This window comes from Streptomyces sp. NPDC048566, assembly GCF_043199735.1.
Lineage (GTDB): Bacteria > Actinomycetota > Actinomycetes > Streptomycetales > Streptomycetaceae > Streptomyces.
Map to the genome: position 1 here is coordinate 82777 of NZ_JBICWL010000020.1, position 20938 is coordinate 103714.

16 protein-coding genes are annotated in these 20938 nt (G+C 73.2%); 8 read left to right on the top strand and 8 right to left on the bottom strand.

Annotated features, from left to right (window positions below; translation table 11 throughout):
• Positions 1-2: 2 nt before the first annotated feature.
• The 6 genes from ACGFS9_RS25340 to ACGFS9_RS25365 all read left to right on the top strand — a co-directional run bounded on the left by ACGFS9_RS25340 (position 3) and on the right by ACGFS9_RS25365 (position 8128).
• Positions 3-1229, top strand: coding sequence for a CapA family protein (locus ACGFS9_RS25340; RefSeq protein WP_393256421.1), 1227 nt, complete (start codon positions 3-5; stop codon positions 1227-1229).
• Positions 1230-1547: 318 nt separating this feature from the next.
• A complete protein-coding gene (locus ACGFS9_RS25345) occupies positions 1548-3806 on the top strand; it encodes a HAMP domain-containing protein (RefSeq protein WP_393256423.1) in 2259 nt (752 codons plus the stop codon).
• A 6-nt stretch (positions 3807-3812) separates the two neighbouring features.
• Complete coding sequence (pgsB, locus tag ACGFS9_RS25350) at positions 3813-5483, top strand: poly-gamma-glutamate synthase PgsB (RefSeq protein WP_393256424.1); 1671 nt, start codon at positions 3813-3815, stop codon at positions 5481-5483.
• On the top strand, positions 5480-5962 hold the full coding sequence (locus ACGFS9_RS25355) for a poly-gamma-glutamate biosynthesis protein PgsC/CapC (RefSeq protein WP_393256425.1): 483 nt from the start codon (positions 5480-5482) through the stop codon (positions 5960-5962). Before pgsB ends, ACGFS9_RS25355 begins: the two co-directional genes overlap by 4 nt.
• 37 nt (positions 5963-5999) lie before the next feature.
• Positions 6000-7058 (top strand): NlpC/P60 family protein, encoded by a 1059-nt coding sequence (locus ACGFS9_RS25360; protein ID WP_393256427.1) that lies wholly within the window; start codon positions 6000-6002, stop codon positions 7056-7058.
• 53 nt (positions 7059-7111) lie between these two features.
• Complete coding sequence (locus tag ACGFS9_RS25365; RefSeq protein ID WP_393256429.1) at positions 7112-8128, top strand: hypothetical protein; 1017 nt, start codon at positions 7112-7114, stop codon at positions 8126-8128.
• A gap of 91 nt (positions 8129-8219) precedes the next feature.
• On the opposite strand, the gene ACGFS9_RS25370 is transcribed toward ACGFS9_RS25365, so the two are convergent.
• From ACGFS9_RS25370 to ACGFS9_RS25390, 5 genes are all read right to left on the bottom strand, one after another.
• Positions 8220-10346 carry a 3-hydroxyacyl-CoA dehydrogenase NAD-binding domain-containing protein gene (locus ACGFS9_RS25370; RefSeq protein WP_393256430.1) on the bottom strand — a complete coding sequence of 709 codons (2127 nt, stop codon included), beginning with the start codon at positions 10344-10346 and terminating at the stop codon, positions 8220-8222.
• Positions 10343-11569 carry a thiolase family protein gene (locus tag ACGFS9_RS25375; RefSeq protein ID WP_393256432.1) on the bottom strand — a complete coding sequence of 409 codons (1227 nt, stop codon included), beginning with the start codon at positions 11567-11569 and terminating at the stop codon, positions 10343-10345. The genes ACGFS9_RS25370 and ACGFS9_RS25375 overlap by 4 nt, the downstream gene beginning before the upstream one ends.
• Before the next feature lie 586 nt (positions 11570-12155).
• Positions 12156-13433, bottom strand: coding sequence for a ribonuclease D (locus ACGFS9_RS25380; protein ID WP_393256434.1), 1278 nt, complete (start codon positions 13431-13433; stop codon positions 12156-12158).
• A gap of 162 nt (positions 13434-13595) precedes the next feature.
• Positions 13596-14258, bottom strand: a complete 663-nt coding sequence (locus tag ACGFS9_RS25385) for a response regulator transcription factor (RefSeq protein WP_019073943.1) — start codon at positions 14256-14258, stop codon at positions 13596-13598.
• Between the two features lie 450 nt (positions 14259-14708).
• Positions 14709-15377 (bottom strand): DUF3000 domain-containing protein, encoded by a 669-nt coding sequence (locus ACGFS9_RS25390; protein ID WP_393256435.1) that lies wholly within the window; start codon positions 15375-15377, stop codon positions 14709-14711.
• A 284-nt stretch (positions 15378-15661) separates the two neighbouring features.
• Here ACGFS9_RS25390 and hemE point away from each other — a divergent pair, with 284 nt between their 5' ends.
• On the top strand, positions 15662-16729 hold the full coding sequence (gene hemE / locus ACGFS9_RS25395; RefSeq protein WP_393256436.1) for a uroporphyrinogen decarboxylase: 1068 nt from the start codon (positions 15662-15664) through the stop codon (positions 16727-16729).
• 40 nt (positions 16730-16769) lie between these two features.
• Here the strand turns inward: hemE and ACGFS9_RS25400 are convergent, their stop codons facing one another.
• Positions 16770-17588, bottom strand: a complete 819-nt coding sequence (locus ACGFS9_RS25400) for a rhomboid family intramembrane serine protease (RefSeq protein WP_393256437.1) — start codon at positions 17586-17588, stop codon at positions 16770-16772.
• A 200-nt stretch (positions 17589-17788) separates the two neighbouring features.
• On the opposite strand from ACGFS9_RS25400, the gene ACGFS9_RS25405 reads away from it, so the two are divergent.
• Complete coding sequence (locus ACGFS9_RS25405; protein WP_393256438.1) at positions 17789-18121, top strand: hypothetical protein; 333 nt, start codon at positions 17789-17791, stop codon at positions 18119-18121.
• A 246-nt stretch (positions 18122-18367) separates the two neighbouring features.
• Here the strand turns inward: ACGFS9_RS25405 and ACGFS9_RS25410 are convergent, their stop codons facing one another.
• Together ACGFS9_RS25410 and ACGFS9_RS25415 are read right to left on the bottom strand one after the other, a co-directional pair.
• Positions 18368-19774, bottom strand: coding sequence for an FAD-dependent oxidoreductase (locus ACGFS9_RS25410; protein WP_393256440.1), 1407 nt, complete (start codon positions 19772-19774; stop codon positions 18368-18370).
• Positions 19775-19801: 27 nt separating this feature from the next.
• On the bottom strand, positions 19802-20833 hold the full coding sequence (locus ACGFS9_RS25415; RefSeq protein ID WP_393256441.1) for a DUF4349 domain-containing protein: 1032 nt from the start codon (positions 20831-20833) through the stop codon (positions 19802-19804).
• Between the last annotated feature and the right edge of the window lie 105 nt (positions 20834-20938).

Consider the following 20938-nt stretch of genomic DNA (forward strand, 5'->3'; position numbering starts at 1 on the left):
CGGTGACCAGACGCTGTAGCCGCCGCATCCTGCCCGCTCGCCTGACCCCGATCGCCCTCGTCCTGGCCGTGGCGGGGTGTGGTCTCGTGGGAGGCGAGGGCGGGTCCGACGCCTCGTCGGGCAAGGGCGGACGGTCCTTCACCGTCGCCGCGGCCGGGGACATCCTGCTGCATCCGCAGCTGATCGACCAGGCCCGCGCCGATGCCAAGCGGACCGGCAAGGGGTCGCAGGGGCTGGACTTCGGGCCGCTCATGGCCGGGATCAAGCCGGTGATCAGCAAGGCGGACCTGGGCATCTGCCACATGGAGCCGGTCATCGGCGAGCCGAAGGGCCCGTTCGAGAGCTACCCCAACTTCCTCATACCCCCGCAGATCGCCGGGACGATCAAGGATGTCGGGTACGACACCTGCTCCACCGCCTCCAACCACTCGATCGACCACGGGTACGCGGGCGTGAAGCGCACCCTGGACACGCTGGACGCGGCCGGGCTGAAGCACACGGGTTCCTTCCGCACCCGCAAGGACTCCCTCACGCCGCTGATCATGGACGTCAAGGGTGTGAAGGTCGCGCAGATCTCCTTCGCCTTCGGCTTCAACGCCCACGAGCTGCCCGCGGACAAGCCCTGGCTGGTCAACAAGAACGGCCTGACCCGGATCAAGACGGCTGAGCGGCAGGCCCGCAAGGCCGGCGCCGAGATCGTGATCCTCTCCATCCACTGGGGCCGCGAACACCACCCGAACCCCTCCACCCCGCAGCTGGAGTTCGCCCGCCGGCTCGCCCGGGAGACCGGGATCGACCTGGTCATCGGCCACCACGCGCACGTCGTGCAGCCGATGGAGAAGGTGGACGGCACCTGGATCGCGTACGGACTCGGCAACCAGGTCGCCCGCCACGACGTGCCCACGGGGCTGACCGAGGAGGGCGTGATCGGCTGGTTCACCTTCACGCAGCACGGTGGCCGGTGGGACGTGGAGGCGCGGTACGAGCCGACCCTCGTGGAGATCCCGCCGGACCCGGACGTCACCACCGACGGGACGCCGGCCGAGCCCGCCGAGGACCAGGTCGAGGACTACCGCCTGGTGGACGTGGCGGCCGAGCTGAAGCGCGACGACCTCGGCGACCAGGAGCGTTCCCGTCTCCGGCTGGCGTTCGAGCGGACCGAGGGCACCATGCTCAACCGCGGAGCGGCCAAGGACGGCCTGAAGCCCCTGACGGAGCTGCCGGGCTGACGGCACGGGGCTCGTGCCGGGCCTGTGCAGGAAGGTTCCTGCGCGAGAGCGCCGTATGAACCGGAATCGATCGGGCGTAGCCAAACATGCTCATCTGAAACGTGATGTTGCTCAGATCACTTTTGATCCGTGCAACTTCCTGACGTCTTCGCGGGTCTGACACGCGCGGAGACTTCAGGACACCGCTGTGTCTTCGCGTCACACCCGCACTCGCGTTCGGGCCATTTCCGTGCCCGCGCTCGTACCACCGCTTGAGAGGACCGTCCGTTGGCGCCATCGCCCCCGGCGCGGCAGCATCGTGCTCGCCGCAGAGCTGACATGTCGCTGCTTGGCGGTATCCGTCCGCCCATCGCGATCCTGTCCGCGCTCCTCCTCTCCCTCGCGGCGGTCACGGCCCTCGTCCTCGGCCCCGCCGGAGACACCTCGCTGCCCAAGGCCGTGCAGACGTCGCAGCAGCACTTCGCGGAGGACGGCGCGATCGCCATGCGCGCGTCCATCGACGAGTCGGTGACCGACCTCGACCGCTCCGCCGCCCTGTTCAGCGCCGGCGCCCCGGTCACCGCGGACACGGTGCTCGACAAACTGGGCAACACGTACCAGAAGTGGATGGGTACCGCCGTCGTCGAGATCAGGTCCGGCAAGCTCGTCGCGGCCCGCGGCGAGACCGTGCCCCTGACCTCCCTCGACCGCTCCGCGCTGGGCGACGAGGGCGGGCTCGCCCCGCGCATGGTACGCCTGGGCAACGGCGAGGTCCGGCTGCTGTCGTTCGCGCTGCTGTCCTGGCCCGGCAAGCCCCAGCTGCTGCTCGTCGCCTCCAACAGCCTCAAGTTCCCCGGCATCAGCCTCGGCCAGTTCCGCTCCATCGCGGTCGTGGACCGGGCCGGCGAGATCCTCAGCAGCGACGGCATCCCCGAGCCCGAGCAGGTGCTGACCGACCTCCAGCGCAAGGAGGTCGCCGCATCCACCAAACAGCTCAAGGCCTTCGCGAAGAAGGCGGCCGGCCGAGCCGCCCAGCACCCGCTCAGCACCAAGGAACCCGGCTCCGGCGGCTACCTCGGCGTCAGCGGCAGCCTGCTCGGCGGCAGCTTCCTGAGCGACCGGTCCGTCGCCGGCTACGCCAGTCTCTCCGCGCCCGAACCGGGGGAGACCACCACCGCCACCGCCCTCGGCCTCACCGTGGTCGCCATGGTGAAGGTCGCCGAGGACCCCACCCGGTCCGCCTCGCCCGTCTTCGGCCTGATCGCGGCCGGGGCGCTCCTCCTGGTCGGCGGCATCGCCGTCGCCGTCCTGCTGGGCACGGTGCAGCGTCCGCTCATCCGGCTCTTCCTGGAATCGCGCCGCCTCACCCGGGGCGATCTGGCGCGCCCGGTCGGCATACCCGGCTACGGCGAGGCCCGCAGGATCGGCCACGCCCTGGAACGGCTGCGCGAGCAACTCCTCGGTGCCCCCGCCGACCGGAGCACCTCGCCTCCTGCGCCCACGGGTCTGCGCCGGGTCGGCACCCGCGCTCTCCTCGCCGTCTGCGCGGTGCTCCTCCTCGCCTGGTCCGCCCCGCTCCTGCTCCTGCTGAACCGCGCCGACGGCACGGTCGTCGTGCCGCAGCAACTCGTCAACGACCAGCGCGAGCGGACCGACACCCTCACCGACCGGGCACGCCGAGCGCTCAACGAGGGCGAGGCCGACCTCCAGTCCGTCGCCACCCTCATCGGCGACCGCACGACCCCGGCGGACATGACCAAGGTCCTCGACCGCACGCTCAACCAGCACCTGCGCTACCAGGCGCTCTACGTCGTCGACGCCGCCGGGGACGTGGTCGCCGGGGTCGGTGACGATCCCCAGGCCGCCCGGCCCAAGCCGGCCACCGCCGACCCGCTGCAACTCCTCGGCCAGGGCGGCAAGAAGCCCCTCGTCGTCGGCACCGCGGAGATACCCGGCCGCGACGGCTCGGCACTGGTCGGCGAGTTCCGCATCGACTTCCTCAACTCGGTGCTCAAGCGTCCCGGGCTCGGCGTCGTCCGCCTCGTCGACGGCAAGGGGGAGGTCATCGCCGGCAACACCGGTTACCTCGCCTTCCAGTCGCTGCCCGACCAGCGTCTGAAGGACCTGGCCGCCGCCTCCGGCCAGCGGGTCGGCAAGTCCGCGCACGCCGCGGGCGTCCTCTACCGCGACCACGGCGTGCAGATCGCCGCGGCGGCCCCCTTCGTGGGCGGCGGCGCGGCCAAGCAGCTCGGCTGGACCGTCGTGAGCTGGCAGCCCGCCGACCGGCTGGCGATCCCCGAGTACGACGTCCAGCACCGCACCGTGCTCGCCGGCCTGCTCGGCGTCGCGGCGGCGGCCGCCTGCCTCGGCTGGATGCACATCGTCGTGGTCCGTCCGCTGCGCGCCCTGGCCGGACAGGCCGAGGCACTGGCCGGCGGCGACCGCAAGACCGTCCTGTTCCCCCGCAACCACGACGAGGTCGGCGCGGTCACCCGCTCCCTCGAACTCGTCCGCCAGCAACTCCAGGAACAGCGCAGACAGCAGCCAACGCCACGCCGGAGCGCACCCGGCACGGCCCAGCAGCACGTTAGGAACTGATCGGCCGTGCTCTTCCTCTACACCGTTCTGATGGTGTGCTGCGCGATCCTGCTCGTGGCGGGGGTCGTCGAACAGCGCCGTCACTTCACCAACCTGGACAACATCCCCACCCGGGTGCTGGTCAACGGCATCCGCGGCAAGTCGTCCATCACCCGGCTGTGCGCGGGTGCCCTGCGCGGCGGCGGCCTCACCACCGTCGCCAAGACCACCGGCACGGCCGCCCGGTTCATCCACCCCGACGCCACCGAGGAGCCGGTCTACCGCAAGTTCGGCATCGCCAACGTCGTCGAGCAGATCGGCATCGTCCGGCGCGCCGCCGCCTACAACCCGGACGCCCTGGTCATGGAGTGCATGGCGGTGATGCCGGCGCTCCAGGAGATCAACCAGTCCAAGCTGATCCGCTCCACGATCGGCGTCCTGTGCAACGTCCGTGAGGACCACCTCGCGGAGATGGGCCCCACTCTCGACGACGTGGCCCGCTCGCTGTCCCGGTCCATGCCGGAGGGCGGAATCTGCGTGACCGCCGAGAAGGAGCGCTTCGCGATCCTCCAGGAGGAGGCCGACGCGCGCGACTGCAAGCTGATCTACGCCGATCCGGACTCCGTCACCGACGACGAGCTGCGCGGCTTCAGCTGGTTCACCTTCAAGGAGAACGTCGCCATCGCCCTCACCGTCGCCGAACTGCTCGGAGTGGAGCGGCAGACGGCCCTCCAGGGCATGTACGACGCACCGCCGGACCCCGGTGTGCTGTCCGTGGAGCGGTATGTCACCGAGGACGGCAAGAGGCTGCGGTTCGCCAACGTCTTCGCGGCCAACGACCCCGAGTCGACGCTGATGAACATCAACCAGCTGCTCGATCTCGGCGCGATCCACCGACCGCTCAACGTGGTCATCAACTGCCGCCCCGACCGCGTCGAGCGCAACGGGCAGATGGGCGAGATCGTTCCCGACCTGGATCCCGACAAGGTCTTCGTCATCGGTCACCCCGCCAAAAGCGCCATCGACGCCATGCCCGCCGCGTACCGCTCCCGCGCCGTCGACCTCGGCGGCGACAAGCGCGACCCCGAGGAGTTCATGGGGCGGCTTCTGGCCGAACTCGCCCCGGACAGCTCGCTGGTGGCGATCGGCAACATCCACGGACAGGGCGAACACCTGCTGGAGCACCTCGCCGAGCTGCCCGCGGACGAGAGCGCCGACGAGGACGCGGACGGCCCCGGTGAGGGAACGCCCGCCGCCTCCCGGCCCCGCGAAGCGGCCGTGCGCGAGCACGTCGACACCGTCCAGCTCTACGCCCCGCGGATCGACCCCTACCAGCGCTATCCCGAGGCGTACGAGACGCGGTACGCGCCGCAGACCGGCCACCCCCACGTCCCCGTCCAGCGTTCCGCGGACCATCCCGGTCCGCGGCCGGACAGGGCCCGGCAGCAGCAGCCGCAGGGGCAGCACGACCCGCGGAGGGCCCGCGAGGGCCACTCCCCGGAGCAGTCGCGTGCCCCCTGGCCGGAGCTGTCGCAGCCGCCCGCCGTCACCCGCTCCCGGCCCCCGGAGCCGTCCGAGCCGTCCCAGCCGTCCGAGCACCGCGAACAGGCCGCGTCCCGCGGCCTGTTCGAACCCCGGGTACGACCCGCATCCCCCGTCGACGACCAGCAGTGGCACAGCCCAGGAGAGCCCCGTTGATCCCCTCCGTCCTCACCCCCGAGATCGCCGCGATCGGCATCGGCCTGGGCCTGATGTTCTCGCTGATCTGCTATCTCACGACCAACCTCTCGCCCGGCGGCATGATCACCCCGGGCTGGCTGGCGCTCACCCTCATCGAGGACCTGCAGCGTGCCGCGCTGGTCGTGGGCGTCACCGTCCTGACCTACGTCACCACCCTGCTCCTGCAGCGCTTCGTGATCCTCTACGGCAAGCGCCTGTTCGCGGCCGTGGTGCTGACCGGCGTGCTCATCCAGGCAACGGTGATCATCGTGCTCCAGATGGAGTTCCCGCTGCTCTACGCCAACCAGACCCTGGGCTTCATCGTCCCCGGTCTCGTCGGCTACCAGCTGGTCCGCCAGCCCAAGGGGGCCACCCTGCTGTCGACCGGCTCGGTCACGCTCGCCACCTACGTGGTGCTCACCGCCGGAATCCTCCTCGGCGCCATGCCGAGCGCCTGACCCGCCTTCTCTCCGGAAACCCCCAGGAGCCGTCACCATGCCGAAGCGCACAGGCCGTCCCGTCCTGCACGCGGCCACCGTCCTCGCGCTGCTCGCCGGAAGCGCCTACCTCACCGTCGAACTCCGCAAGGACGAGGACGCGAAGGTGCCCGCCGTGCAGGCCGTCACCGACCGGCCCGACCTGGAGAACTCCGGGAAGGCCACCGGCAAGCAGACCTGGGAGCGGCTGAACCACCCCACGCGTTCCGTGCTCCGCGGCGAGCGGGGCGAGGTCCTCGCGACCTTCACCGACGGCGCCCGCACCGCCACCCTCCGCGGCCCCTCCCGCACCTTCACCGAGCCGGCGAACACCCGCTCCCGCGTGGTCACCCAGGACTGGGTGCGCCTCATGCCCGAGACCTGGCGCAAGGGCGCGGAGAAGGAGAAGTGGTTCAAGGACTGGTTCAAGGAGTTCTACGGCAGCGAGGCCGACGACATCTTCGCGATCGCCTTCCAGTACGTCGAGGGCGCTCCGGTCAAGAAGGACGACGAGGGCGTCCCCTACGCCGGGGACGCGGTGTTCGGGCCCTTCAAGGAGGACGGGGTCGACCGCCTCGAACAGAACGACTTCTACGACTACCTCGGCATCAACTACACCTTCCGCGACGGCTCCACCCTGCCGGCCCGCAAGGAGCGCTACCGAGCCCTCGACTGCTCCGGCTTCATGCGCATGGTCTGGGGCTACCGGGCCCGCTACCCGCTGATGTCCTCGAACACCTCCGGCGACGGGCTGCCGCGCAGCGCCGACGGCATGGCCCGCTCCAAGGTCGGCGTCGACATCCTGAAACTCTCCGGCCCCGCCCCCTGGTACACGCGCCCCAAGAACATCGACGTCGTCCAGCCCGGTGACCTCCTCTTCTTCAAGATGGACCACCGCACCGGCAACCACCTGGACCACGTCGCCCTGTACCTCGGCGTCGACACCGACGGCCACCGCGTCTTCATCTCCAGCCGCAAGGAGGTCAACGGGCCGACCATGGGCGACAAGGGCGGCGCCTCCCGCATCGACGGCAACGGCTTCTACGCCGGTCTGCTGCGCAGCGCCAAGCGGTTGTGACCGGACGAGGGTCGGCGCTCGGCGCGCGGTGCCGGCCCGATTAAGGTGAACCGGTGAACGTCGACTGGCTCATACGCGGCCGTGACGGCCGACTCTGCGCGTACCTGCCGGCCGAAGCCGCCATCCGGTGCCGGGCGGAGCGCGGGCCCGGCGGGCCCTGGGGCCCGCCGCGCACCGTGGGCGGCGGCCAACGCCTGCATCCCGTCCTGGCGTTGGGGCAGGGAGCCGACCGGTACACCCATCTGGTCTCGTGGCGTCCGACCGTCCGCGAGGAGTCGGGGCTCGTCCACTCGACCCACTACCGGGCGGACCTCGCCGCGCTCGACTGGCATCCGATCGGGCACCCCGACCGCACCGGCGGCCGGACCGGGGACCCGGCCCTCGCCGTCGACGCGGACGGGCGCGCCCACGTCTTCGTGCGGAACGGGTCCGGCGGGGTCAGCATGATCGCCCAGAAGCCGAAGGGCGGCTGGGGGCCCTGGCGGGACCTCAAGGGAAGCGATGTGCGGGGGACCCCGGCCGCGGTGACGGGGGCCTCGGGACGGGTGGAGCTGTACGCGGCCGTCTCCGGCGGCGTCCTGCACTGGCGCCAGCCCGAGGCGGGAGCCGACCCCGCGCCGGAGGAGCAACTGGAGGCCCCGGTCCGCCCGGACACGCTGCGCGCGCTCGCCACCTCCGCCGACTCCACCACGCTGTTCTACACCGACACCGCAGGCGACGTGTGCGCCTGGCGCCCCGGTGCACGGCCCGCGGTCGTCCTCGCCGCCGCCGGTCCGGGCCCCGTCGGCGCCATCCGGTGCGAACTCGACGGGCACGACTGCACGCTGCTCGCCCAGCGCTCCGCGGGCGGTCGGGTGGCGTTCGCCGCCTACCCCACCGAGGACGAGGCGGCGGGCGCCTGGTGGACGGAGTCGGGGCCCGAACTCCCCGCGGACGCCCTGGTGTCGCTGGCGGAGGACGAGGACGGCCGGGTCGTGGCCGCGAGTCTCTCCCCGGGGACCGGGGAGCTCCTGATCACCCGCCGCAAGCCGGAACCGGTCCTGGCCCTGGAGCCCTGGCAGGCGGTGTGACGCCTTCCGGTCCCCGCAGCCCGGGGCCCCCGGACACGACGGTGCCCCGCACGCCGGCCGGCGTGCGGGGCACCGTCGTGTCAGCGGAGCGTCACACGGGGACGGACGCCAGGCCCGGGGCCAGGAAGCGCTTCCCGGTCACCCGCTCGGAGACACCGTCACGGTCCAGGTACGGCGTGATGCCGCCCAGGTGGAAGGGCCAGCCCGCACCGGTGATCAGGCACAGGTCGATGTCCTGCGCCTCGGCGACGACGCCCTCGTCGAGCATGAGCCCGATCTCCTGGGCGACGGCGTCCAGCACGCGGTCGCGGACCTGCTCCTCGGTCAGGACGGTGTCGCCCTGCTTCAGCAGCGCGGTGACCTCGGGGTCCAGCTCCGGCTTGCCGGAGTCGTAGACGTAGAAGCCGCGCTTGCCCGCCTTGACGACGGCCGCCAGGTTCGGGGAGACCGTGAAGCGGTCCGGGAAGGCCCGGTTGAGGGTCTCCGAGACGTGCAGGCCGATCGCGGGGCCGACCAGCTCCAGCAGGACCAGCGGGGACATCGGCAGGCCGAGCGGCTCGATGGCCTTCTCCGCGACCTCGACCGGGGTGCCCTCGTCGATGACGTTCTGGATCTCGCCCATGAAGCGGGTGAGGATGCGGTTCACCACGAACGCCGGGGCGTCCTTGGTGAGGACCGCGGTCTTCTTCAGCTTCTTGGCGACGGCGAACGCCGTGGCGAGCGAGGCGTCGTCCGTCTGCTCGCCGCGGACGATCTCCAGCAGCGGCAGGATCGCGACCGGGTTGAAGAAGTGGAAGCCCACGACCCGCTCGGGGTGCTTCAGCTTCGACGCCATCTCGCTCACCGACAGCGAGGAGGTGTTGGTGGCGAGGATCGCGTGCGCCGGGGCCACGGCCTCGACCTCGGCGAACACCTGCTGCTTGACGCCGATCTCCTCGAAGACGGCCTCGATGACGAAGTCGGCGTCGGAGAAGCCCTCCGCCTTGTCCAGCACACCGGAGACCAGGGCCTTCAGGCGGTTGGCCTTGTCCTGGTTGACGCGCCCCTTGAGGAGCAGCTTGTCGATCTCGGCGTGGACGTAGCCCACGCCCTTGTCGACGCGCTCCTGGTCGATGTCGGTCAGCACGACCGGGACTTCCAGGCGGCGCAGGAACAGCAGCGCCAGCTGCGAGGCCATCAGGCCCGCGCCGACGACGCCGACCTTGGTGACCGGGCGGGCGAGCGACTTGTCCGGCGCCCCGGCCGGGCGCTTGCCGCGCTTCTGGACCAGGTTGAAGGCGTAGATGCCGGAGCGCAGCTCGCCGCCCATGATCAGGTCGGCCAGCGCGGTGTCCTCGGCGTCGAAGCCCTTCTGGAGGTCCCCGTCCTTCGCCGCGGCGATGATGTCCAGCGCGCGGTAGGCGGCCGGAGCGGCCCCGTGCACCTTGCCGTCGGCGATGGCCCGGCCGCGGGCGACGGCCTGGTCCCAGGCCTCGCCGCGGTCGATCGCGGGGCGCTCGACGGCGATCTCGCCCTTGAGGACGGCCGCCGTCCACAGCAGCGACTGCTCCAGGAAGTCCGCGCCCTCGAAGAGCGCGTCGGCGATGCCGAGGTCGTAGACCTGACCGCCCTTGAGCTGCTTGTTCTGGTTCAGCGAGTTCTCGATGACGACCGAGACGGCCTTGTCGGCGCCGATCAGGTTCGGCAGGATCGTGCAGCCGCCCCAGCCGGGGACCAGGCCGAGGAAGACCTCGGGCAGCGAGAACGCGGGCAGCGCCGCGGAGACGGTCCGGTACGTGCAGTGCAGGCCGACCTCGACGCCGCCGCCCATCGCCGCGCCGTTGTAGTAGGCGAACGTCGGCACCGCGAGGGCCGACAGGCGCTTGAAGACCTCGTGGCCGCCCTTGCCGATGGCGAGCGCGTCCTCGTGCCGCTTCAGCAGCTCGACACCCTTGAGGTCGGCGCCGACGGCGAAGATGAACGGCTTGCCGGTGACGCCCGCGCCGACGATCTCGCCGGCCGCGGCCTCCTTCTCCACCTGGTCGATGGCGGCGTTCAGGTTCGCCAGCGACGCGGGACCGAAGGTGGTCGGCTTGGTGTGGTCGAAGCCGTTGTCGAGGGTGATGAGCGCGAAGCGCCCCACCCCGAACGGCAGGTCGAGGTGGCGTACGTTCGCGGACGTCACGACCTCGTCGGGGAACAGCTCGGCCGCGCCCTTGAGGAGTTCGGTGGTGCTCACTTGTCGCCTCCGGCGTCCTTGTGGTGCGGGTTCTCCCAGATCACCGTGGCGCCCATGCCGAAGCCGACGCACATGGTGGTGAGGCCGTAGCGGACCTCGGGCTGCTCCTCGAACTGGCGTGCCAGCTGCGTCATCAGACGGACGCCGGAGGAGGCGAGGGGGTGGCCGTAGGCGATGGCGCCGCCGTACTGGTTGACGCGCGCGTCGTCGTCGGCGATGCCGTAGTGCTCCAGGAACGCGAGCACCTGGACGGCGAAGGCCTCGTTGATCTCGAAGAGCTGGATGTCCTCGATCGACAGGCCGGCCTTGGCGAGGGCCTTCTCGGTGGCCGGGATCGGGCCGTAGCCCATGACCTCCGGCTCGACGCCCGCGAAGGCGTACGAGACGAGCCGCATCTTCACGGGCAGGTCGTGCTCGCGCGCGAAGTCCTCGGAGGCGAGGATCGAGGCGGTCGCGCCGTCGTTCAGGCCGGCCGCGTTGCCGGCGGTGACCCGGCCGTGCACACGGAACGGGGTCTTGAGGCCGGACAGGTTCTCCAGCGTGGTGCCGGGGCGCATCGGCTCGTCGGCGGTGACCAGGCCCCAGCCCGTCTCGCCGACCTCCGCGTTGGTGTTGCGCACCGAGATCGGCACCAGGTCCTGCTGGATCTTGCCGTTGGCGTACGCCTTGGCGGCCTTCTCCTGCGAGCGCACGGCGTACTCGTCGGCGCGCTGCTTGGTGATGGTCGGGTAGCGGTCGTGCAGGTTCTCCGCCGTCATGCCCATGAACAGGGCCGACTCGTCGACCAGCTTCTCGCTGACGAAGCGGGGGTTGGGGTCCACGCCCTCGCCCATGGGGTGACGGCCCATGTGCTCGACACCGCCCGCGATGACGGCGTCGTAGGCGCCGAAGGCGATGGAGCCCGCGGTGCTGGTGACGGCGGTCAGCGCGCCCGCGCACATGCGGTCGATGGAGTAACCGGGTACGGACTGGGGCAGGCCGGCGAGGATGCCCGCCGTGCGGCCCAGGGTCAGGCCCTGGTCGCCGATCTGCGTGGTCGCGGCGATCGCGACCTCGTCGATCTGCTGCGGGTCGAGACCGGGGTTGCGGCGCAGCAGCTCCCGGATGGCCTTCACGACGAGGTCGTCGGCGCGGGTCTCGTGGTAGATGCCCTTCGGGCCCGCTTTGCCGAACGGGGTGCGGACGCCGTCGACGAAGACGACGTCCCTGACGGTACGAGGCACGATGGCTCTCCTCCAGATGCGGGATGGCACTGCTGCGCGGGCACACGCCTGAGCGCGCGCTCAGCACCCATGCTACTTACGAGTAACCATCGTGCCCAGTCCCGCGGCCGGGAGCGGTGAACGTCACACCGGACGGCGTAGGGGAGCGGTCGCGCCAGGGGCCCGCGTCCGCTCCGGACGGGCTGCGGATCTTGGCGTGATCTCGTCGCTCGCACCGGACGCGCCGCCCCGCCCATCGGGCGCGGCGCGCCGCCGCCGGGCCTGTTCCGGACCGTGCCGGTGCCGCCACGGTTCGCCGGCCCGCGGCTCGCGGTACCGGCACGGCACCGCGCCGCCCCGCGTCCGACCGGTACGCGGGCGACGCCGTGCCGTGCGACGCACCGCACCGGACGCCGCGGGCCGTCCGGCAGACCGCCCGGTGACGCGCCAAAGGCTGTCCCGTCGTCCCCGGTGGGTCGGCGCGCGGCGTCGGCCGCGGTGCAGCGGCGCAGGACCGTCCTCGTACCGGGTGTATGCGGGCGGTCCGACAACGCGGCGCGGTGCCGTGGCCGTCGTCGTGCGCCCGCCGGGGACGACGGGACAGCCCTCAGGCGGCCTTCGCCGCCAGCGCGGTCACCAGCACGGGGGTGACCAGCTCCACCTGCCAGCGGCGGGCGCCGTGTCCGGCGAGGGCCGTGCCCACCGACTCGGCGTCCGGCACGGCGGGCGGCTCCCAGCAGACCCGGCGCACGGTGTCCGGGGTGATCAGGTTCTCCTGCGGCATGTTCAGCTGCTCGGCGAGCGCCGACACGGCCGACCGCGCGGCGGACAGCCGGGCCGCGGCGGCCGGGTCCTTGTCGGCCCACGCCCGCGGCGGCGGCGGCCCCGTCACGGGCTGGCCCGGCTGCGGCAGCTCGGCGTCGGGCAGCTCCCGGGCGCGGTCGACCGCGGCCTGCCACTGGTCCAGCTGCCGCCGGCCCATCCGGTGCCCGAAGCCGTTCAGGGCGGACAGCGCCTGCACGGTGGCGGGCAGCGCGAGCGCCGCCTCCACGATGGCGGCGTCGCCGAGCACCTTGCCCGGTGAGACGTCGCGGCGCTGCGCGACCCGGTCCCGGGTCTCCCACAGCTCGCGGACGACGGCCATCTGCCGGCGGCGGCGGACCTTGTGCATCCCGGACGTGCGGCGCCAGGGGTCCTTGCGCGGCGGGGCGGGCGGGGCGGAGGCGATCGCGTGGAACTCCTGGCGGGCCCAGTCCAGCTTGCCCTGCCGGTCCAGTTCCTTCTCCAGGGCGTCGCGCAGGTCGACGAGGAGTTCCACGTCCAGCGCCGCGTAGCGCAGCCAGGGTTCCGGCAGCGGGCGGGTGGACCAGTCCACCGCCGAGTGCCCCTTCTCCAGGACGAAGCCGAGGACGCTCTCGACCATCGCGCCCAGGCCCACGCGCGGGAACCCGGCGAGGCGTCCGGCCAGCTCGGTGTCGAAGAGGCCGGTGGGGATCATGCCTATCTCGCGGAGGCAGGGCAGGTCCTGGGTGGCGGCGTGCAGCACCCACTCGGCGCCGGAGATCGCCGCGCCGAGGCCCGACAGGTCGGGGCAGGCGACGGGGTCGATCAGGGCGCTGCCCGCGCCCTCGCGGCGCAGCTGCACCAGGTAGGCGCGCTGACCGTACCGGTAACCGGACGCGCGTTCGGCGTCGACGGCGACCGGGCCGGTGCCCCCCGCGAACGCGGCGATCACCTCGGCGAGCGCCGTGTCGTCGGCGATCACGGCCGGGATGCCCTCGCGGGGCTCCAGCAAGGGGATCGGCGCCGGTTCGACGTCGTCCGGAGGGCCGCCTCCGGTGGTGCGCAGTGAACTGTCTGCTGCGGTCTCTTGGGCGTCGGTCACCTGTCAAGAGTATCGGTGGATGGACAACGCCCGTCGACGGAACGTTCCGGCGACGGGCGTCTGGGGGTCGTAAACCAGTCAGCTCGCTGAAAGATCCGGTTCACGATCGGGGGAGGAGGTCCGGCGGGGCCGGAGGGGCGGGGGAGCGGGTCGGGGGAGGGGTCAGTGGATGATGCCGGTCCGCAGCGCGACCGCGACCATCCCGGCGCGGTCGCCCGTGCCGAGCTTGCGGGCGATGCGGGCGAGGTGGCTCTTGACGGTCAGGGCGGACAGGCCCATGGAGACGCCGATGGCCTTGTTGGACTGGCCTTCCGCGACCAGGCGCAGGACCTCGACCTCGCGGCCGGACAGTTCGCGGTAGCCGCCCGGGTGGCTCGGGGCACCCGGGGGGCGGCGGTGCATGCGGGCGGCGGCCGAGCCGATGGGCGCGGCGCCGGGCCGGGTGGGGAGCCCGACGTTGGTGCGGGTGCCGGTGACGACGTAGCCCTTGACGCCGCCCGCGAGGGCGTTGCGCACGGCGCCGATGTCGTCGGCGGCGGAGAGGGCGAGGCCGTTGGGCCAGCCCGCGGCTCGGGTTTCGGACAGAAGGGTGAGGCCGGAACCATCCGGCAGGTGCACATCGGCGACGCAGATGTCGCGCGGGTTGCCGATGCGCGGACGGGCCTCCGCGACGGACGACGCCTCGATGACGTCGCGCACTCCGAGCGCCCACAGATGGCGGGTGACGGTGGAGCGGACCCGGGGGTCGGCCACGACCACCATGGCGGTCGGCTTGTTCGGGCGGTAGGCGACCAGGCTTGCGGGCTGCTCGAGGAGAACGGACACCAGGCCTCCTGGGGGGCGGGGACGGGGACCGGCTCTGGGGGGCGAGCCAGGACGAACCGTGCTTTCAAGGTCACAGACGTCTTCGGCATCAAACCTGTGGACCTTTAGAGAATGATCACGAAGTGATGAGTAACAATCCGTGCAATTCGGACGCGCGATCGATCACCCGAAGATCGAACCGAGTCGCTCGTCGTCGATACGCGGCCGAAAGTGGCCGTATCGACAAAGAAACCGGCAAGGCGGTGACCGGCGGCGGTAAAACCCGTCCGCGGGGGAACGGGCGGGGAGCCGCGGGAGCGCCCTCCGCGCGGTCCCGGCTCCGCGTGCGCCGGGAAGGCCGGGCCGTGCCGGACGCGCGGCGCCGCACCGGTTGCACGGGAGGCCGCGTCGGGACATGGGAAAGGCGCGCGTCGTCGACGCGCGCCCTGTAAGGGAGGTCCGGGGGAAGGATCAGCGGGACTGCGGGCCCCGGCGCTGCGGCAGGGTCACCACCGAGGCGTCGCCGGGCGGCAGTGGCGGGAGCCCGGCGATCTGGCACAGCAGGTCGCACCACGCGGCGAGGTGCGCGGCCGTGTCCGGCACGCCGCCCAGGCCCTCCCGCGGGGTCCAGGACGCCCGGATCTCGATCTGCGAGGCGGCCGGGCGCTCCGCCAGTCCGCCGAAGTAGTGGGAACTCGCCCGCGTGACGGTGCCGCTGGGCTCCCCGTACGACAGCCCGCGGGCCGTGAGCGCGCCCGTCAGCCACGACCAGCACACCTCGGGGAGCAGCGGGTCCGCGGCCATCTCCGGTTCCAGCTCCGCGCGGACCAGCGTCACCAGCCGGAAGGAGCCCTGCCAGGCGTCGTGCCCGGCCGGGTCGTGCAGCAGGACCAGGCGCCCGTCGGCCAGATCCTCGTCGTCGGCGACGACGGCGGCCTCCAGCGCGTAGGCGTGGGGGGCCAGCCGCTGCGGTGCTCGCGTCGGGTCGATCTCGATGTCCGGCCGCAGCCGTGCGGCCCTCAGGGCGTCGACGGCCGCCCGGAAGGCCAACGGGGCCGTCTCCGCCGCATTCCTGTCCTCCTCCTTCGCGTCGTCCATCCCGCCAGCGCCGTCCGACAGTCGTCCCTGAGCCGCAGCCATGCGGGGAAGGTTAAGGGGAACGGAGCCCGCGTGCAGGGAGAGACACCCGTGCGTGGGACCCCTGTCCGGATCGCGCCGCGCGAACACCGCTTTCCGGGCAGGCCGCCCGCCGGGCCGAGCCGGCGCCCGGACGCTCCCGCGCCTCTCGCCGTGCGCCCGGCGGGAGCGCCGGCCCGAGGCGCGACCGGGCCCCGCCCCGCCGCGGCGGGGCCCGATCCCGCCGGCCGCCCGCGGCCCCGGAGCCCGGGACGGGCAGGCCCGCCGGCCGTGGGAGACTTTCCGTCGTGAGCGCCAACCACAGCCCCGCCGGGCAGCAGCCGACAGCGACGTACGAGTCCGCCTTCCTCAAGGCGTGCAGGCGCGAGCCCGTGCCGCACACGCCCGTGTGGTTCATGCGGCAGGCCGGGCGCTCGCTGCCCGAGTACCTGAAGGTGCGCGAGGGCATCCCCATGCTGGAGTCGTGCATGCGGCCGGAGCTGGTGGCCGAGATCACGCTCCAGCCCGTCCGGCGGCACGGCGTGGACGCGGCGATCTACTTCAGCGACATCGTCGTGCCGCTGAAGGCCATCGGTGTCGACCTCGACATCAAGCCGGGCGTCGGGCCCGTCGTGCAGAACCCGATCCGCTCCCGCGCCGACCTGGCCCAGCTCCGCGACCTCACCCCCGACGACGTCTGGTACGTCACGGAGGCGATCCGGCTCCTGACCGCCGAACTCGGCGAGACCCCCCTGATCGGCTTCGCGGGCGCCCCCTTCACCCTCGCGAGCTACCTCGTCGAGGGCGGACCGTCGAAGAACCACGAGCACACCAAGGCGCTCATGTACGGCGACCCGCAGCTGTGGGCCGACCTGCTCGACCGGCTCGCCGAGATCACCTCCGCGTTCCTGAAGGTGCAGATCGAGGCGGGCGCGAGCGCCGTCCAGCTGTTCGACTCCTGGGTGGGCGCGCTGGCCCCCGCCGACTACCGCCGCTCGATCCTCCCCGCGTCGTCGAAGGTCTTCGACGCGGTCGCCGGGTACGGCGTCCCGCGCATCCACTTCGGCGTCGGCACCGGCGAACTGCTCGGACTGATGGGCGAGGCCGGCGCCGACGTCGTCGGCGTCGACTGGCGGGTCCCGCTGGACGAGGCCGCCCGGCGGGTCGGCCCCGGCAAGGCGCTCCAGGGCAACCTCGACCCGGCCGTGCTGTTCGCGCCGACCGAGGCCGTCGAGGCCAAGACGCGCGAGGTGCTCGACGCGGCCGCCGGTCTGGAGGGCCACGTCTTCAACCTCGGCCACGGCGTCCTGCCCTCGATGGACCCCGACGCCCTGACCCGCCTCGTGGAGTACGTGCACACCAGCACGGCGCGCTGAGACCCGCGCCCGCGGGGCGCCGCAACGGGGCCCGGGCGGCTCACCAGCCGTGCCGGGCCTGCCGGCCGAACAGCAGCCGGCGCGGCTCGGGCGGCGGCGGGGTGCCCGGGCGCAGCGGCCACGCCAGCAGCATGCCGGCGAGGAATCCGACGACGTGCGCCGGATACGCGACGGTCCCCGCGTCCGGAACCGCCGCGCCGGACGAGTAGGCCGCCTGGAGAACGAACCAGAAGCCCAGCACGATCCAGGCGGGCAGCCGGAGCGGCAGGAACACCAGGAACGGCACCAGCACCCACACCCGGGCCCTCGGGTACAGCACCAGGTAGGCGCCGAGGACGCCCGCGATCGCCCCCGAGGCGCCGATGAGCGGATCCCCCGAGTCCTCGTTGACCAGCGCGAACCCGTAGGCCGCCGCGAAGCCGCACGCGACGTAGAACAGCGTGAACCGGACGTGGCCGAGGCGGTCCTCGATGTTGTTGCCGAAGATCAGCAGGAACAGCATGTTGCCCAGCAGGTGCAGCCAACTGCCGTGCAGGAACATCGCGGTGAGCACCGACAGCGGCGGCGACTTGTCGTAGTCCCGCGGGCCCAGCACGCAGCCCGCGCCGTGCGGTCCCGCCCCGACGTCACCGGTCGGCACGAGCGCCGGCACCCGATGGTGGATCAGCTCCTGCGGCACGGCGGCGTACTGGTCCAGGAAGGCGTGCAGATGGCACAGCTGCGACAGCGCGCTGTCGCCCGCCACCGATCCGGCCAGACCGGGTGTGTACAGGAACACGATGACGTTGGCGGCGATGAGCGCGTACGTCACATAGGGCGTGCGCCGCACCGGGTTCACGTCATGGACGGGAATGACCACGAGGAAGTACTGCCCGCGATGCGGGCGGCGAATCCGCGTGCCGCCGGCGCCCCCGGCCGGGGCGGTCCGGCCGCAGCCCGATCGGCGCGCCGCTGAACACACCGGCCCCACGAGCCGTATCTGTCCTCAACCGCCCCCGCCGTGACGGTCGTTCCGGCGTGGGTTCGACGCGACGACGTGACGACGTGAGGACACAGGCGATGAACGACGGAGTTACCCCTCCCCTGCACGCACTGCCCGACGGCGAGGCGGAGATCGCCCTCGTGGTGCACCTCCCCTGGGAGGACGTCGCGGCGCTCGGCCAGGAGGCGGGGCGTCTCGCGGCCCGCATGCAACGACCGGTGACCCTGGACGAGGCCGTCAGCCACCGGCTGCGGTCCGCCCGGCCGGCCGCGCACGCCAAGCCCGCCCAGACGCCCCCCGCGGTCACCGCACCCGCCTCCGTCTCGTCGCTGCCGGGCCGCCCGCCGGGGGAGCAGGCCCGCCAGGCGATCGACCGCATCAACGGAGCGGCGGGCCACGAGTCGGCCTGAGCGCCGGCCGCGGGACCGCCGGGCACCCGGGCGAAGACCGGTGAGCCGGGCGCCGTCCGGCCGCTCCCCGCGGAACGGGCGGCCGTCGCACCGTCCGCCGCCGTGCGCGCCCGCGGCCCGTGCGGCGGCCCTCCGCCCCCGGTCCGCGGCCCCCGCACGGCGCGAGCACCCTCCGGTGGGCCACCCGGACCCGCGGGGCACGCTGCCAGTGCCCTGACCGGAAGGGGCCACCGGCTCGTCACGGCACTAGGAGGCGCCCGCCCGCACCTTCGCCGTCGCCTTGCGGGCCGCCACCAGAACGGGGTCCCAGACCGGGGAGAACGGCGGCGCGTAGCCGAGGTCGAGGGCCGTCATCGCCTCCACCGTCATGCCCGCCGTCAGCGCCACCGCCGCGACGTCCACCCGCTTCGCCGCGCCCTCCCGGCCCACGATCTGCACGCCGAGCAGCCGCCCGGTGCGCCGCTCCGCCAGCATCTTCACCGTCATCGGCTCCGCGCCCGGGTAGTAGCCCGCACGGCTCGTCGACTCCACGGTGACGGCCTCGAACCGCAGGCCCGCGCGGTGCGCGTCCTTCTCGCGCAGGCCGGTGCGGGCGATCTCCAGATCGCACACCTTGCTGACCGCCGTGCCGACGACCCCCGGGAACGTGGCGTAACCGCCGCCCACGTTGGTGCCGATGACCTGGCCGTGCTTGTTCGCGTGCGTGCCCAGCGCGATGTGCCGCTCGCGGCCGGAGACCAGGTCCAGCACCTCGACGCAGTCGCCGCCCGCCCAGATGTTCTCGTGCCCGCGCACCCGCATCGCCAGGTCCGTGAGCAGGCCGCCGTGATCGCCCACCGGCAGCCCCGCCGCCCGCGCGAGCGCCGTCTCCGGGCGCACCCCGATGCCGAGGACCACCACGTCCGCCGGGTACTCGGCGTCCTCGGTGGCGACCGCGCGGCCCCGGCCGCCGTCGGTGAGCACCTCGGTGACCTCGGCGTCGTCCACCATCGTGATGCCGAGGCCCTCCATCGCCGTGTGCACCAGGCGGCCCATGTCCGGGTCGAGCGTGGACATCGGCTCCTTGCCGCGGTTGACGACCGTCACCCCGTACCCGCGGTTGACGAGCGCCTCGGCCATCTCCACGCCGATGTAGCCCGCCCCGACGACCACGGCCCGCCGGCCCCGCGTGCTGTCCAGGGTGTCCAGCAGGGCTTGGCCGTCGTCCAGGGTCTGCACCCCGTGCACACCCCGCGCGTCGATCCCCGGCAGGTCGGGCCGCACCGGCCGCGCACCGGTGGCGACCACCAGCTTGTCGTACGCCGTCCACGCCTCGGTCCCGGTGTCCAGCTCCCGCGACCGCACCCGGCCGCCCGCGACGTCGATCTCCGTGACCTCCGTCCGCATCCGCAGGTCGATGTCGCGCTCCCGGTGCTCCTCGGGGGTGCGCGCCACCAGCCGGTCGCGGGACGGGACGTCGCCGCCCACCCAGTACGGGATGCCGCACGCCGAGTACGACGTGAAGGCGCCCCGCTCGAAGGCGACGATCTCCAGCGCGTCCGGCCCGCGCAGCCGGCGCGCCTGGGACGCGGCGGACATGCCCGCCGCGTCACCGCCGATGACGACCAGTCGCTCCCGGGCCCCGCCCTTGCCGCTCGCTGCGCTCATGCTCATGCGAACACGCTACGGGGGCCCGGCGTTTCAGCTTCGGTCGGCACCGTCCCCGGCCCTGTCGCCGGCCGCCGGGGGCGCCGGGGCCGACGGGGCCGGCACGGGTCCCGCGGCGGACCGGGGGCGCAGCCGGGACCGCACCACGAACCTCCACACCGCTGCGATCGGCACGGCGACCGCCGCGAACGGCAGGACCGCCCCGATCGCCAGCGCCAGCCAGCGGACCAGGGTGACCAGCACCCTCCAGCCGCCCGAGAGCGCGTCCGCGAAGCCCGGGCCGTCTCCCTCCTGCGGGGCGGGCGCCGCGGTCCGGGACAGCGACAGCGTGATCGTGGCCATGCTCGTCCGGTCCTTCAGCGCGGCCTCCCGGGCGAGCAGCGCCTCCAGGTCCGCCTCGCGGCGGCTCAACTCCCCCTCCAGGGTGACCACGTCGCCGAGCTTGGCCGCCTTGTCCATCAGCGCGCGGACCCGGGTCACGCTCGCGCGCTGCGAGGCGATGCGGCTCCGCACGTCCACCACCTGGTCGGTGACGTCCCGTGCCTCGGCCCTGCGCTCCAGGACCCGTCCGGCGCCCTCCAGGTCGGCGAGCACCCGGGCGTACCGCTCGGCCGGCACCCGCAGGACGACCCGGGTGCGCTCGCGGCCCTCGTCGTCGCGCGTGGTCGTCTCGTCGCCGACGTAGCCCCCGGCGCCCTCGGCGGCGGACCGGGCGTCGTCCAGGGCGCGCGGAACGTCCTCGACCCGGACCGTCAGGGAGGCGGTGCGGACGACGGCGGTCGCGGACGGCGCGGGCGCGCCGGTGGCCGCGCGGGCGGCCGTGCCGGCGCCGCTGGCCCCCGGGCCCGCCCGCCGCGTGTCGGCGGCCCCGCCCTCGGCCGCCGCCTTGCCGTCGCCCTGTGAGGAGCCGGAGCCGGCCCCGCACCCCGTCAGCGCGAGCGCGGTGACGAGGAGTGCCCCGGCCAGGACCCGCGGCGCACGGCGGGGGCGCGGCGGGCCGGGCCGGCGCGGGGGCCGTCCCGGCGGCGCGGAGGACGACGGACGGGCTGATGTCGGTGTGCGCATGGCCTACCCCCGGGACGGTGACGGACTGACGCTCCTTCGACGCCCGGCCGGCGCGGAACGTCGGCCCGCGCCGGTCCCGATGCGGTCACGGTCCGGTCGCGCGCC

Excerpts from the sequence above, each read along its gene's own strand:
- ACGFS9_RS25345 (WP_393256423.1), top strand. The coding sequence starts at position 1,548 with ATGTCGCTGCTTGGCGGTATCCGTCCGCCCATCGCGATCCTGTCCGCG.
- ACGFS9_RS25360 (WP_393256427.1), top strand. The coding sequence starts at position 6,000 with ATGCCGAAGCGCACAGGCCGTCCCGTCCTGCACGCGGCCACCGTCCTC.
- ACGFS9_RS25390 (WP_393256435.1), bottom strand. The coding sequence starts at position 15,377 with ATGGCTGCGGCTCAGGGACGACTGTCGGACGGCGCTGGCGGGATGGAC.
- ACGFS9_RS25405 (WP_393256438.1), top strand. The coding sequence starts at position 17,789 with ATGAACGACGGAGTTACCCCTCCCCTGCACGCACTGCCCGACGGCGAG.
- ACGFS9_RS25410 (WP_393256440.1), bottom strand. The coding sequence starts at position 19,774 with ATGAGCATGAGCGCAGCGAGCGGCAAGGGCGGGGCCCGGGAGCGACTG.
- ACGFS9_RS25415 (WP_393256441.1), bottom strand. The coding sequence starts at position 20,833 with ATGCGCACACCGACATCAGCCCGTCCGTCGTCCTCCGCGCCGCCGGGA.